The sequence below is a fragment of the Tabrizicola aquatica genome (genome assembly GCF_002900975.1).
GTDB classification, from domain to species: domain Bacteria; phylum Pseudomonadota; class Alphaproteobacteria; order Rhodobacterales; family Rhodobacteraceae; genus Tabrizicola; species Tabrizicola aquatica.
In genome coordinates this window covers 126,097-138,852 of sequence record NZ_PJON01000003.1, presented here as the reverse complement: position 1 = coordinate 138,852, position 12,756 = coordinate 126,097, and the positions used below count along the sequence as shown (strand labels likewise).

13 protein-coding genes and 1 tRNA gene are annotated in these 12,756 nt (G+C 65.8%); 8 read left to right on the top strand and 6 right to left on the bottom strand.

Annotated features, from left to right (window positions below; translation table 11 throughout):
• Window positions 1-26: 26 nt before the first annotated feature.
• The 3 genes from ugpB to CXR42_RS12395 form a co-directional block, all read right to left on the bottom strand.
• Window positions 27-1,322 carry a sn-glycerol-3-phosphate ABC transporter substrate-binding protein UgpB gene (ugpB, locus tag CXR42_RS12405; RefSeq protein WP_103257885.1) on the bottom strand — a complete coding sequence of 432 codons (1,296 nt, stop codon included), beginning with the start codon at window positions 1,320-1,322 and terminating at the stop codon, window positions 27-29.
• Window positions 1,323-1,511: 189 nt separating this feature from the next.
• Window positions 1,512-2,303 (bottom strand): phosphatase PAP2 family protein, encoded by a 792-nt coding sequence (locus tag CXR42_RS12400; protein ID WP_103257884.1) that lies wholly within the window; start codon window positions 2,301-2,303, stop codon window positions 1,512-1,514.
• Window positions 2,296-2,871 carry a phosphatase PAP2 family protein gene (locus tag CXR42_RS12395; RefSeq protein WP_180996050.1) on the bottom strand — a complete coding sequence of 192 codons (576 nt, stop codon included), beginning with the start codon at window positions 2,869-2,871 and terminating at the stop codon, window positions 2,296-2,298. Before CXR42_RS12395 ends, CXR42_RS12400 begins: the two co-directional genes overlap by 8 nt.
• Before the next feature lie 192 nt (window positions 2,872-3,063).
• Between CXR42_RS12395 and CXR42_RS12390 the strand changes: the two genes are divergently transcribed.
• Complete coding sequence (locus tag CXR42_RS12390) at window positions 3,064-4,011, top strand: LytTR family DNA-binding domain-containing protein (protein WP_103257882.1); 948 nt, start codon at window positions 3,064-3,066, stop codon at window positions 4,009-4,011.
• A 218-nt stretch (window positions 4,012-4,229) separates the two neighbouring features.
• Entirely contained in the window at window positions 4,230-4,628 is a 399-nt protein-coding gene (locus CXR42_RS12385) for a hypothetical protein (RefSeq protein ID WP_219727949.1), read from the top strand.
• An 86-nt stretch (window positions 4,629-4,714) separates the two neighbouring features.
• Here CXR42_RS12385 and CXR42_RS12380 read toward each other — a convergent pair.
• Both CXR42_RS12380 and ychF read right to left on the bottom strand, forming a co-directional pair.
• Window positions 4,715-4,804 (bottom strand) — tRNA-Ser (locus CXR42_RS12380).
• Between the two features lie 236 nt (window positions 4,805-5,040).
• Window positions 5,041-6,138, bottom strand: a complete 1,098-nt coding sequence (ychF, locus tag CXR42_RS12375) for a redox-regulated ATPase YchF (protein WP_103258261.1) — start codon at window positions 6,136-6,138, stop codon at window positions 5,041-5,043.
• 103 nt (window positions 6,139-6,241) lie between these two features.
• Between ychF and CXR42_RS12370 the strand changes: the two genes are divergently transcribed.
• The 6 genes from CXR42_RS12370 to CXR42_RS12345 all read left to right on the top strand — a co-directional run bounded on the left by CXR42_RS12370 (window position 6,242) and on the right by CXR42_RS12345 (window position 11,984).
• Window positions 6,242-6,655 (top strand): VOC family protein, encoded by a 414-nt coding sequence (locus CXR42_RS12370; RefSeq protein WP_103257880.1) that lies wholly within the window; start codon window positions 6,242-6,244, stop codon window positions 6,653-6,655.
• A gap of 54 nt (window positions 6,656-6,709) precedes the next feature.
• A complete protein-coding gene (gene trpA, locus CXR42_RS12365; protein ID WP_103258260.1) occupies window positions 6,710-7,501 on the top strand; it encodes a tryptophan synthase subunit alpha in 792 nt (263 codons plus the stop codon).
• Between the two features lie 132 nt (window positions 7,502-7,633).
• A complete protein-coding gene (locus CXR42_RS12360) occupies window positions 7,634-8,797 on the top strand; it encodes an alpha-hydroxy acid oxidase (RefSeq protein WP_103257879.1) in 1,164 nt (387 codons plus the stop codon).
• Window positions 8,798-8,810: 13 nt separating this feature from the next.
• Window positions 8,811-9,146, top strand: a complete 336-nt coding sequence (locus CXR42_RS12355; RefSeq protein WP_103257878.1) for a VOC family protein — start codon at window positions 8,811-8,813, stop codon at window positions 9,144-9,146.
• A 64-nt stretch (window positions 9,147-9,210) separates the two neighbouring features.
• Window positions 9,211-10,581 carry an aspartate aminotransferase family protein gene (locus CXR42_RS12350; protein ID WP_103257877.1) on the top strand — a complete coding sequence of 457 codons (1,371 nt, stop codon included), beginning with the start codon at window positions 9,211-9,213 and terminating at the stop codon, window positions 10,579-10,581.
• Complete coding sequence (locus tag CXR42_RS12345; RefSeq protein ID WP_425444863.1) at window positions 10,578-11,984, top strand: glutamine synthetase family protein; 1,407 nt, start codon at window positions 10,578-10,580, stop codon at window positions 11,982-11,984. Before CXR42_RS12350 ends, CXR42_RS12345 begins: the two co-directional genes overlap by 4 nt.
• 48 nt (window positions 11,985-12,032) lie before the next feature.
• Here the strand turns inward: CXR42_RS12345 and CXR42_RS12340 are convergent, their stop codons facing one another.
• Window positions 12,033-12,740, bottom strand: coding sequence for a sirohydrochlorin chelatase (locus CXR42_RS12340; RefSeq protein ID WP_103257875.1), 708 nt, complete (start codon window positions 12,738-12,740; stop codon window positions 12,033-12,035).
• Between the last annotated feature and the right edge of the window lie 16 nt (window positions 12,741-12,756).

Here is a 12,756-nt window from a genome sequence, read left to right as displayed (position 1 = left end):
AGCTTTTGGGGTTTGGCGCAGCGCGATCAGCCGCCGGCGGCGTCGCGGATCGCGGCATTGCCCCGCTCGACCGCTGCCTTCATCGCGGTGGCGGCGTCCTGCTGACCGGCAAGCATCTTCTCGAACTCTTCGTTCAGGATGTCGCGGATCTGCGGCAGGTTCGGTGCGCGCACGCCCTTGGAGTTTTCGGTCGGTGCCTTGCCCATCATCTGGGTGATCGGAACCTCACGCGCGGGGTTCTTCTCGTAGAAGCCCGAGGCTTTCGACGCCTCATAGGCGGCCATCGTCACCGGCAGATAGCCCGACTGTTCGTGCAGGAACTGCTGGACTTCGGTCTGCGACAGATAGTTGAAGAACGCGGCCACACCCTTGTAGGTCTCGTCCGACTTGCCGCCCATCACCCACAGCGAGGCCCCGCCCGGAATGGTGTTCTGCGGCGCGCCTTCGACAGTCGCGTCATAGGGTAGCTGGCCGATGCCATAGTTGATGCCGGCCTTGACGATGTCGCCCAACCCGCCCGAGCTTTCGGTCAGGATGCCGCATTCGCCCGAGGTGAAGTTCTGCTTGGCTTCCGACGTGCGACCGCCGTAGACGAACACGCCTTCCTTGGCCAGATCGGCCAGCGCCTGGAAGTGCTTGACGTAGGTGTCCGAGTCCAGCTTCAGCTCCGGAATGCCCGACAGCCCGTTTTCGTTCGTGCCCCAGGAGGTGTTGTTCCAGGCCGCGAAATTCTCGGTATGGATCCAGGTCAGCCAGGTCGAGGTATAGCCGCAGGTCGCAGCGCCGCTTTCCTTGATCTGCCGCGCGGCGGCCCAGACTTCGTCCCAGGTCTTGGGCGGGTTGTCGACGTCAAGGCCCGCCTTCTGGAAGATGTCCTTGTTGTAATACAGGATCGGCGAGGACGAGTTGTAGGGGAAGGACAGCATCTCGCCAGCGGGGTTCGAGTAGTAGGCGACGATGCCCGGCAGATACTGGCTTTTGTCGAAAGTGGTGCCGTTCTCGGTCAGCAGTTCCGCCACTGGCTTGATCGCGCCCTCAGCGCCCATCATCACGCCCGTGCCTACGTCGAAAACCTGGATGATGTCGGGTGCCTGCCCGGCGCGGAAGGCGGCGATGCCGGCGTTCAGCGTCTCGGGATAGGTGCCCTTGAACACCGGCGTCACCACGTAATCCGACTGCGAGGCGTTGAAATCGCTGGCCATCTTCTCGACGACCTCGGCATTCGCGCCAGTCATGGCATGCCACCACGAGATCTCGGTCTGCGCCTGCGCGGCAAAGGGTGCTGTAGCCAGACAGATCGCCCAAAGGCTTGTCTTCGTCATCCTGGTATCCTCCTTGGACTGTTTTGTGGGCGCACACTTGCCGACATACTGTGACAGAAATACGAAAGCCCAGCCTCCCGCCGGACCTCCGCCTGCCAAGTTAACACCGCTTTGGCGCGACACTTCAACACAGTTTTCGGTTTCCGCGTGTGCCGATCCTTTTGCCGCGCACACCAGCGCCGGAAGGCCTCAGCCCCGATTTGCACGCGCCGCAGCAGCAGTCCGTCGCGCCCAGTGCGTTTGGCGCGACAGGGGCCGCAGCACCATTGACAGCGCCAGGGCCAGAAGCAGCGTGAAAAGCACGGCAAAAATGGTGTCGGACAGGAAATGCCGACCGGCGGCAATACGCTGCAACGCGACCACCGGCGGCAGGCACCAGGCGACCGCCAGCAACAACGCCGCAGCCCCCTTTGAAAGCCGGGGCTTCAGGTGAAACCGCAAGAGCATAAGGGCCACCGCCGTCACGGTGGCACCCGCGACTTCGCCCGAGACAAACGAACAGTTGCGCGCGCACAGTTCGACCAGTTCATTCGGCGGGCTGAACGGGTGCGATCCGCCGAACTCGGCCACTTGCGCGGGCCTTGCCCGGCCCCAAAGCGGCTTCGTCACCATCTCGACCAGCAGTCCCGGACCAAGGACGTACAGCGCCAGGATAAAGGCCCAGGCCCGGGTCGGCAGGACGAACGTTCGCCCGGCCATCCCCAGAAGCGTGCCGACCGCCGCCGCCACGCAAAGCAGGATCGCAAGGTTCCAGATGGCCAGGCGCAGCGCTTCGGTCAGCCGGTTGCCGTCAATGGCGAACCCGGTCCCCGGATCATGGAAGGCCCCCGACACACGCAGATCGATCCCGGGCCAGATCGCGAAAACCGCGAAACTGCACAGGATGCAGCCAAGAACCCGCGAGATCTGGCGGTCGGCATTGGCTGCGATGGGCTGCCGTCGCAGGGTCGCAGGCCGCTTGGCCCGATCCTGATCAGACATGGCGGCCCCGGACCCGGCTGATCCAGCGGCCTGCGCCACGAATCCCGCCCAGGGGCAGGCAGGCGATCGCCCAGCCCCAGACCGCCCCTGCCATCGCCTGCCACAGGCTGTGCCGCCCGGACTCGATCCGCGATCCCCCGGTGAAGGCCGCCGCGGCAACCGCAGCAGCCTTGGTCACCGGATGCAGCGGGGCGCAGTGCCGTATCACCTGCGCCGCGCCAAAGGTGGCCACGGCCGTGTGGCCTGACGGAAAGCCCCGGTTGCCGCCGTCCGGGCGCTGACTGATCATGGCGTCCCCGAGCAGCTCTTTCGAACCCTTGACGCCCACCTGCAGCCCGGCAAACCGGCCCAGACTTTCGACAGCCTTGCCGCGGGTGGCAGCACATCCCAGGGCGATCAGCGGCAGCGCGACCTGCAGGGCGCTTCCGATGCGGCGATTGTCAGGGACTGTTGCCAGAACGGTCAGCGCCAGCAGGACGGCGATAACCGCGTCGGCGCTTGTGCCAAAGCGGCGTAACGGCCGTCGGGCCGCTTGAACGGCAGAGTGCAGGGGACGGGTGGGCAGCATCGATCGGGCACCAGGCTGAAAGGGAAAGCGCGGTCCACGGACCTGCGGGGCCGGTGTGGACTTGCCTTCGCCCTGGGGCCAGTCGCTCTGCACGAACGGACATCCTGGCTGCATGAACGCCAGATATGCGCGTTTGAATCCGACCGGTCGTCAGCTAGCTTTCGGGAAGAAGCGGCGCAGAAGCAGGTAACCTTGTCCAGCAGATCACATTTTCCGACCCTTGATGCCCTTGCGGCGCAGGTCGATCCGCGAAACTCATGGACCGGTTACCTGATTGCCGCGGGCACGGTCCTGTCCTTCGGCCTTGCGCTCAGCGAGCCTTCGGCATCCGAAGGACTTGGCCTGATGGCGCGGATCGTGTTCTGGCTGGCCCATGTCGCTTCGGCCCTGTTCCTTTTTGAACTTGCGCAGATCACCCTGGGCCGCATCGAATTCTTCAGTCGTCTGCCGCCTCTCCTTTTGGTCATGGCGGTCGGCGTTGTCGGCGCCATCCTGTTTTCGGCCTTCAATCTTCTCTTGCTGGACCGGATGTACTTTCTGGTCGGCAATACGCTGGACCCCGAGCCGATTTCGATTGCTGGCCTGATGGATGAACTGCGCGACAGCGGCGCCACCTCGGTGCTGTTCTGGGTGCTGCTGAACAGCCCGCGTCTGATCATCATCGCGCAGCAAAAGGATGCCGAGGAGGCGGGCGAACCGTCCCTGGCCGATGTGGCCCCCACCCCACCCGACGCCTCGGACGCACCGACCATGCCGCGCCATCAGTTGCTCGACCTGCTCTCGCGCCTGCCCCGGCGCATCGGGACCGACATCGTCGCGATTTCCGCCGAACTGCACTATCTCCGCGTTTACACCCCGACGGGAGAGGCCTTGATCCTGATGTCCTTCGGCCGCGCTGTCGAAGCCCTTGGCGTGATCCCGGGGCAAGTGATCCACCGCTCGCACTGGGTTGCGCTGGAGCATCTCGTGGCCATTGCAAGCGACGGGGACCGCGTCACATGCCGGCTGGATACAGGTCTGGAACTGCCCGTCAGCCGCACCCACCGTGCAAGATTGCGCGCCGCCCTGGCCAGCCGTGACCAAGCACGGGTGCTTCAAGCCGCGGGAAGGATAGCACAGACTCTACCCCCCTCGGACTGATCCTGGCCCCTCTCTAACCCACCGAAAAAGACCTCGACCAATCCCCGTCGCAGCACCCTTGACCCCAAGCCCTACGCCCGCCGGCAAGCCCTCGCCCGGCACTGCAAGGGCCGGGCGCTTGGCGTCGACGACGTGAAGCCCTACCAGCGCATCCTGAAAATCCTGGCCGAGACCGACCGGATGATGCAGACGATCACGATGACGCTGGAGGGTAACTGATGCGCAGCCTGCTTCTGTTCGCTGTCACGCTGGTAAGTGGCCCGGCATTGGGCCAGACCTTCGAATGCCGGATGGGTCAGAACGCCGCCTGTCTGGATTGGGGCGAGACGGTCTGCACAAGCCAGGGAATGTGTGTCGACAAGAATGCCGCTTGCTTCGAGTCCTACCAGTGCGACTACAGGGGCTTTGCCTGCAAGTCCGCCGTGGACGAATGCGTGGAAGCCCACGACAGGCTCGCAAGCGACTACAACGCACTTTTGTCGGACTACGAAACCCTGCGCACTGCCAGTCAGGAACTCGCAGAATCGCACGACGAACTGCAGCGTGATCTGAAGCGACTTCGAGACTGTCTGACTTTTGCTTCCACGATCGAAGACGCGCAAATCTGTGGATACTAGCGAAAGCCAAGCGCTTGCAGGATGCTGGGCGACTTGATGGATAAACCCGCTCGCCGCGCAAATTGCCGATATATATCAAAGGGAAGTGGCGGAGACGAAGGGATTCGAACCCTCGAGACCCTTTCGGGTCTGCGCCCTTAGCAGGGGCGTGCCTTCGACCACTCGGCCACGTCTCCGCCTGCTCATTTATCGGGGGGCGACGGCGGGGGCAAGGGGAAAGGCGGGGAAAAGTCGCAGAAGGCTTTCGCGCCGGCGCGGCCCGTTCAACGGCCCCGACAAAAGCCCGCCGGCGTTTTCCCTCGGGCGTGGGTTTGACGACGCGGCCGGCGCAGAACATGGTTGCCGGATCATTAATGCCCGCGGACAAGCCATTGGAAAGACTTGCTATCCACGGCTTGTCCGCCGTGGACACTCAGCCGTTGAACAGGAAGTGCAGGACGTCGCCGTCCTTGACCTCATAGGTCTTGCCCTCGACCCGGAACTTGCCCGCTTCCTTCGCGCCCGCCTCGCCCTTCCCGGCGATATAGTCGTCGTAGGCGACCGTCTCGGCCCGGATGAAGCCCTTCTCGAAGTCGCCGTGGATCACCCCGGCCGCCTGCGGGGCCAGCGTGCCCTTCGGGATCGTCCACGCCCGCGCTTCCTTCGGCCCGACGGTGAAATAGGTCTGCAGACCCAGAAGCGTGTAGCCCGCGCGGATCAGCCGGTCGAGCCCGGCCTCGTGCAGGCCCATCTCCTCCAGAAACATGGCGGCCTCGTCCTCGGGCAGCTGGGCCAGCTCCTCCTCGATCCGCGCGCTGATCACGACCGAGGCCGCGCCCTGCCGGGCCGCCATCTCGGCCACCCGGGCCGACTGGCTGTTGCCCGCGGCGGCCGAGGCTTCCTCGACGTTGCAGACGTAAAGCACCGGTTTCGCCGTCAGCAGCTGCAGCATCCGCCACTGCTTGCGGTCCTCTTCGGCGATCTGCAACGTCCGGGCGGGTTTCCCGGCCTCCAGCACCGCCAGCGCGGCGCGCAGCAGGCGGTCCTGGTCCAGCGTATCCTGGTCGCCGCCACGCAGCTTTTTCGCCAGGGCGGTCAGGCGTCGCTCGACCGACTCCAGGTCGGCCAGCATCAACTCGGTCTCGATGGTCTCGGCATCGGCCACGGGGTCGATGCGGCCCTCGACATGGGTGATGTCGCCATCCTCAAAGCAGCGCAGCACATGGGCGATGGCGTCGCATTCGCGGATGTTGGCCAGGAACTGGTTGCCCAGCCCCTCGCCCTTCGACGCGCCCCGCACGAGGCCCGCGATATCAACGAAGGTCATCCGCGTCGGGATGATCTGCTTGGACCCGGCAATCGCCGCCAGCTTGTCCAGCCGCGCGTCCGGCACCGCGACCTCGCCCACATTGGGCTCGATCGTGCAGAACGGAAAGTTCGCCGCCTGCGCCGCCGCCGTGCGGGTCAGCGCGTTGAAGAGCGTGGACTTGCCCACATTCGGCAGCCCGACGATGCCCATCCTGAAACCCATGCTGCCCTCCATAAGCGACGCGCCGCTTCTACGGGCAGGTCCGCCCGGGATCAAGCTTCCGCGACTCATCTGGCGGGGGTAGGCTTCCAGGGGGAGGTGCGCCATGAGCTTCGATCCCTACATCCACTTCCAGGGCAACGCCCGCGCTGCGCTGGAGACCTATGCCCGGATCTTCGGCGGAACGGTCGAGATCTCCACCTATGCCGAGGCCCCCGACGCCCCGCCCGAGATGCGCGGCTCGGACCTTGTCATGCATGGCACGCTGCGGCTGGGCGAGCGCAACCTGATGGCCTCGGATTTTCCGCCCGGCATGGGCGGCGACCCGCAACAGGCGGTTTCGATCAGCCACGAGGCCGCGTCCGAGGTCAAGGCGCGGCAAGTCTTCGATGCCCTTGCCGAAGGTGGCGAAGTGGTGATGGCCTACCAGCCGACCTTCTGGTCGGACGGGTTCGGCATGGTCAAGGACCGCTTCGGCACGCATTGGATGATCTCGTCCCCCTGGCGCCAGCCCGGCTGACTTGATTTCCCCGTGCCGCCCGTGGCAGATGGACCCGATCAGATGGGGGCCAGCATGACACGGATCGACGACACCTTCGCGCGGCTGAAGGCGCAGGGAAAGAAGGCCTTCGTCGCCTATATCATGGGCGGCGACCCGGACGAGGGCACCAGCCTGGCCGTAATGCAGGGCCTGCCCGCCGCCGGGGTCGACGTGATCGAACTTGGCATGCCCTTCACCGACCCGATGGCCGACGGCCCGACGATCCAGCTTGCCGGCCAGCGCGCGCTGGAGGCCGGCATGACCATGGACCGCGTTCTGGCCATGGTCCGCACCTTCCGCGCCACCGACAACCTGACCCCGATCGTGCTGATGGGCTATTACAACCCGATCTATTCGCGCGGCGTCGACCACTTCCTGGTCGAGGCGAAAGAGGCCGGGATCGACGGGTTGATCGTCGTGGACCTGCCGCCCGAAGAGGATGACGAGCTTTGCATCCCCGCGCAGCGTGCGGGCCTCAACTTCATCCGCCTGGCCACCCCCACCACCGACGACAAGCGCCTGCCGACGGTGCTGCGCAACACGTCGGGCTTCGTCTACTATGTCTCGATCACCGGGATCACCGGCGCCGCGGCCGCGCAGGCCACTGATGTCGGACCCGAAGTCGCCCGGATCAAGCGGTCGACCGACCTGCCGATCATCGTGGGCTTCGGCATCACCACACCCGAGGCCGCACGGACCATCGCCAGCGTGGCGGACGGCTGTGTCGTCGGCTCGGCCATCGTGAAGGACATCGGCGAGGGTCGCCCGGTGGCCGAAGTTCTGGCCAAGGTCAAGGCGCTGGCCGACGGGGCGCACTCCGCCTGACCGGCGCCGCTTTCCGAACGGCAATCGGCCCGGAATTCGTTCGAATTCCGGGCCGGGGCGCCCGCCGAAACGGTGGACGCAGGCCGGCAGCATTGGTAAGACTGCCTTACCAATCCGCAAGGGACCTGCACCATGCCCGTCATCACCTGCATCGAGGATCTGAAGCGGCTGCACCGCAAGCGCACGCCGAAGATGTTCTGGGATTACTGCGAGTCGGGCAGCTATACCGAGCAGACCTTCCGCGAAAACACCTCTGACTTCTCGCTTCTCCGCTTCCGCCAACGCGTGGCGCGCGATCTTTCCGGCCGCGTCCTGGACAGCACGATGGCGGGCACGAAGGTGACGATGCCGGTGGCCTTGGCCCCCGTCGGCAGCACGGGCATGCAGCATCCCGACGGCGAGATCCACGCCGCGCGGGCGGCCGCGAAATTCGGTGTGCCCTTCACCCTCTCCACCATGTCGATCTGCTCGATCGAGGATGTGGCGGCGGCCAGCCCCGACCCGTTCTGGTTCCAGCTTTACGTCATGAAGGACGAGGATTTCGTCGACAGCGCCATCGAACGCGCCCGCAAGGCCAACTGCTCGGCCCTTGTGCTGACGCTGGACCTGCAGATCCTGGGCCAGCGCCACAAGGACCTGAAGAACGGCCTCACCTCGCCGCCCCGCCCCACGATCCCGAACCTGATCAACATGGCGATGAAACCGCGCTGGACGTGGAACATGGCCCGCACCCCGCGCCGGCAGTTCCGCAACATCGTCGGCCATGTGAAGAACGTGACCAGCCTTGCCGACCTGACCGCCTGGGCGAACGAGCAGTTCGACCCCAAGCTTGACTGGGCCAAGGTCGCCCGCATCCGCGACCAGTGGAAGGGCAAGTTCATCCTGAAGGGCGTCCTTGACCCCGAGGACGCAAAGATGGCCGCCGATGCCGGGGCGGATGCCGTGATCGTCTCGAACCACGGCGGGCGGCAACTGGACGGGGCGCTTTCGTCGATCCGGATGCTGCCCTCGGTCGTCCGCGCCGTCGGCGACCAGACCGAAGTCTGGCTGGACAGCGGCATCCGCTCTGGCCAGGACGTGCTAAAGGCGCTTAGCCTGGGGGCCAAGGGCACGATGATCGGCCGCGCCTATATCCACGGCCTTGGCGCGATGGGCGAGGCCGGGGTGACCACCGCGCTGGAGGTGATCCGCAAGGAGATGGACATCACCATGGCGCTGTGCGGCGAGCGGGACGTGAAGAACATGGGCCGCCACAACCTGCTGATCCCGCAGGATTTCGAGGGCAACTGGGCCTGAAAAGGGGGCCGCAATGCAGATCACCCCGGGACGCAACATCGCGATCAAGGTCCCCGCCCACCGCTGGGACGAGATGGTGGCCTTCTACCGCGAGCGCGTGGGGCTTGCCGTCCGCCGGGACGGGCCCGACAACATCGCCTTTGCCTTCGGCGAGATCACCCTCTGGCTTGACCGCGTCCCGCAGCAAAGCCAGGTCGACGTCTGGCTGGAGCTGATCGCCGACGATCCCGACGCAGCACTCGCGCATCTTGGCAGCCCGGAACGCGACGAGCTGGAGCCCTTGGAGGGCGTCGAAGGCCACTGGACCTCGGACCCGGCGGGCGTCGTTCTCCTTCTGCGCAAGGACTGACGCCGCCGCTTGCTATTTGATCAAATTCCGGCATAAACGCAGCGACTGTTCCCGGGGCAAGCCCATGTCTGCTGACACCATCGCTGGTATCTCCACCGACCGCCTGACCGCCTTCGCCCAGCGCGAGGCGGGGGTCTATGCCAAGGCCCGTCCAAGATCCCTGAAGTCCCTGACCAAGGGCGCCGGCACCTTCCTTGGCGGCGTCCCGATGCACTGGATGGCCGACTGGCCGATGCCCCACCTGCCGCTGGTCGCCAAAGCCCAGGGCGCGCGGATCGAGGATATCGACGGGATCACCCTCGACGACTTCTGTCTCGGCGACACCGGGTCGATGTTCGGCCACTCCCCTGCTCCTGTCGCCAAAGCCATCCGCGCCCAGGCCCGGCGCGGCCTGACCTACATGCTGCCGACCGAAGCCGCGCTGGAGGCTGGCCGCCTGCTGACCGACCGTTTCGGCCCCTTCCGCTGGCAGATCGCCACCACCGCGACCGACGCTAACCGCTTTGCCCTGCGCGTCGCCCGCGCGATAACTGGCAAGCCCAAGGTCCTGGTGTTCAACGGCTGCTACCACGGCACGGTGGACGACACTTTCGTCTCGCTGGAGAACGGCAGGACGGTGAACTCCCCCGGCCTCCTCGGCCAGGTGAACGACCTGACCCACACCGCCGTCTGCGCCGAGTTCAACGACCTCGCCAGCGTCGAAGCCGCCCTCGCCCAAGGTGACGTCGCCGCCATCCTGACCGAACCGGTGATGACCAACTCCTGCATGGTCCTGCCCGAGGCCGGGTTCCACGACGGCCTCCGCCAACTTTCCCTGAAATACAACGCGCTTCTCATCATTGACGAAACGCACACCATCTCGTCCGGCCTCGGCGGCTATACCCGCGTTCATTCCCTCCGCCCCGATATCTTCGTCGTCGGCAAATGCGTGGCGGGCGGGATGCCCACCGCCGTCTGGGGCCTCACCGACGAGACCGCGAAGCGGTACGAGGAGGCCGACGCCAGACGCGAACCCGGTCGCACCGGCATGGGCACCACGCTTTCCGCCAACCCGATGCAATTCGCCTGCCTGGTGGCCACCCTGTCCGAGGTGATGACCCCCGACAACTACGCGCACATGGAGAAGCTGGCCGAGCGCCTCTCCCACGGCCTCGCCAAGGCGATCGACAATCACAAGGCCCCCTGGCATGTCGTCCGCGTCGGCGCGCGGGTGGAATTCATCTGCGCCCCCGGCCCCCTTCGCGACGGGACCGAAGCTGGCCACGCCCACCAGCCCCAGGTCGAAGCCGCGATCCACACCGGCCTGATCAACCGCGGCACGCTCATCGCGCCCTTCCACAACATGATGCTGATCAGCCCCGCGACGAAGAAGGCCCAGGTCGACCGCCTGATTGCCAGCTTTGACGCCATCCTCACCGAACTTTTCCAGGCATGACCATGACGCAGAAAACGCAGGGGGGCAGCCCCTCCGGCTCCACTCCAGCCGAGGCGCAAGCCTTCCTCGACGCCCACCCCGAGATCGAGGCTTTTGATATTATCCTGCATGACGCCAACGGCATCGGGCGGGGAAAGATCATCCGCCGGCATGAGCTTTTGTCTTTTTACAACAATGGCCGCCATCTGCCGATCTCGATCCTCGGTCTCGACATCTGCGGCGAGGATGTCCACGAAACCGGCCTGATCTGGGACCAGGGCGACGGTGACCTGCGCGCCTGGCCGATCCCCGGCACCCTCAAACCCCTCCACAACACCCAACCCCCGCGCGGTGAGGTGTTCATGTCGATGTACACCCTCGACGGTCTGGCCATGACCTCCGACCCCCGCCACGCGTTGCAACGGCAGGTGGACGCGCTGGCCGCCGATGGCCTGCACCCCGCCGGGGCCTTTGAGCTGGAATTCTTCCTTCTCGACCCCGAACGCGGCCCCGACGGCAAGATGCAGCCCGCGCGCGACGTCTTGGACGGCCGCTCCTCCCGCAAGACCGAGGTCTACTCGGTCGACCACCTGCACGGGATGCTGCCACTCTTCTCCGACATCTATGCAGGGGCCGCCAAAGCGGGCATCAAGGCCGAGACCCTGATCTCTGAATACGCGCCCGGCCAGTATGAACTGACGCTGCACTACCGTGAAAACGTCATGCAGGCCGCCGACGACCTGATGCGGCTGAAGCGCATCGTCCGCGCCCAGGCCCGCGCGCATGGCGTCGTCGCCTGTTTCATGGCCAAGCCGAATGAGAACTACGCCGGCTCGGGCATGCATTTCCACGTCTCGCTCCTGGACGACGCCGGCAAGAACGTCTTCATCGAGGCCGAAGAGGGCAAGTGGAACCCCACTATCCTGCACGCCCTCGGGGGCCTGAAGCAGACCATGGCGGAATCCATGCTCGTCTTTGCCCCCCACGCCAACTCGTGGCGCCGCTTTGCAAGCCAAAGCTACGCGCCGGTCAGCCCGACCTGGGGCGTCAACAACCGCTCCGTCGCGCTGCGCATTCCGGCGGGGGACATCAAGGCCCGGCGCATCGAACACCGCCCCGCAGGCGTGGACGCGAACCCCTACCTGGTGGCCGCAACTGTGCTGGCAGGCGTGCGCAAAGGGTTGAGGGACCAGATCGACCCCGGCCCGGAAACCACCGGCAACGGCTATGAGGACGAAGGCAGCGCCGCGATCCCCAACGACTGGAAGTCGGCCATCGACGCGGCCAAGCGGTCCGATTTCCTGAAGGACGCGCTGGGTGAGGACATGCACCGCACCTTCACCGCGATCATGGCCGCCGAATATGCCCGCGTCATGCGGACGGTCAGCGAAGTGGACTTCGACCTCTACCTGCACACGGTCTGAAAGCCGGGACCCAAATTTCTTGAGTAAGAAATTTGTCAAAATCCTTGCTTAAGGATTTTGGTCCCTGGCCCAGCGGCAGGCCCCGGCACAGACCGGCACGCCCCGCGCAATCGCCGCCGCGATGATGCCCGGCACGCGCGTATCCAGCCCCACCGGCGGCAGGATGCGCCCGGTGAACCCGGCCTGGGCCAGGGCCGCCGGAATGTCGTCGCTGACATGCCCACCCTCGGCCGCGAAGAACGGCAGGCAGACACCGGCCCGCCCCGTAAGGGACGACAGTTGCGGCACCTGATCGATGAACCCCGCCGCAACCTCGGCCCCGGTTTCCGCCGCAATCCGACCTGCGACGTGAAACGCGATGTCTGACGGGGCCGAGGCCTTGAACGACCCATGGGCCGCTAGAATTGCCTCGCGCTCGCCCGTCTCGCGCAGCAGTGTCACGCACAGGTCATGCACTGCGGGATCGCAGCCGAAGGGCTCCAGCACCGTCCACCCGACTGCCTCCGCCTCGGCCAGACGCTTGGGGATCTGCACCCTGGTAAACCAGCCCCCTGCCATGAACATCGGAAAGACCACGCCCCCCGACCGCCCCGCCACGGCGCGGCCAATCGCACCGTCTTCGGCCAGGGTCGCCGCGCCCACCGACCAGCCGGGCAAAAGCGCCTCGACCCGCGCCGCCAACAAGTCCAGTGCCGCGGCGGCGGGACGGGGGTCGGATGGCTGGCCATGGGCCACGATCAAGGCATGTTGCGTCATGCGCCGATAGGTGACG

Excerpts from the sequence above, each read along its gene's own strand:
- ugpB (WP_103257885.1), bottom strand. The coding sequence starts at position 1,322 with ATGACGAAGACAAGCCTTTGGGCGATCTGTCTGGCTACAGCACCCTTT.
- CXR42_RS12400 (WP_103257884.1), bottom strand. The coding sequence starts at position 2,303 with ATGTCTGATCAGGATCGGGCCAAGCGGCCTGCGACCCTGCGACGGCAG.
- CXR42_RS12395 (WP_180996050.1), bottom strand. The coding sequence starts at position 2,871 with ATGCTGCCCACCCGTCCCCTGCACTCTGCCGTTCAAGCGGCCCGACGG.
- CXR42_RS12385 (WP_219727949.1), top strand. The coding sequence starts at position 4,230 with ATGCGCAGCCTGCTTCTGTTCGCTGTCACGCTGGTAAGTGGCCCGGCA.
- ychF (WP_103258261.1), bottom strand. The coding sequence starts at position 6,138 with ATGGGTTTCAGGATGGGCATCGTCGGGCTGCCGAATGTGGGCAAGTCC.
- CXR42_RS12370 (WP_103257880.1), top strand. The coding sequence starts at position 6,242 with ATGAGCTTCGATCCCTACATCCACTTCCAGGGCAACGCCCGCGCTGCG.
- trpA (WP_103258260.1), top strand. The coding sequence starts at position 6,710 with ATGACACGGATCGACGACACCTTCGCGCGGCTGAAGGCGCAGGGAAAG.
- CXR42_RS12360 (WP_103257879.1), top strand. The coding sequence starts at position 7,634 with ATGCCCGTCATCACCTGCATCGAGGATCTGAAGCGGCTGCACCGCAAG.
- CXR42_RS12355 (WP_103257878.1), top strand. The coding sequence starts at position 8,811 with ATGCAGATCACCCCGGGACGCAACATCGCGATCAAGGTCCCCGCCCAC.
- CXR42_RS12350 (WP_103257877.1), top strand. The coding sequence starts at position 9,211 with ATGTCTGCTGACACCATCGCTGGTATCTCCACCGACCGCCTGACCGCC.
- CXR42_RS12345 (WP_425444863.1), top strand. The coding sequence starts at position 10,578 with ATGACCATGACGCAGAAAACGCAGGGGGGCAGCCCCTCCGGCTCCACT.
- CXR42_RS12340 (WP_103257875.1), bottom strand. The coding sequence starts at position 12,740 with ATGACGCAACATGCCTTGATCGTGGCCCATGGCCAGCCATCCGACCCC.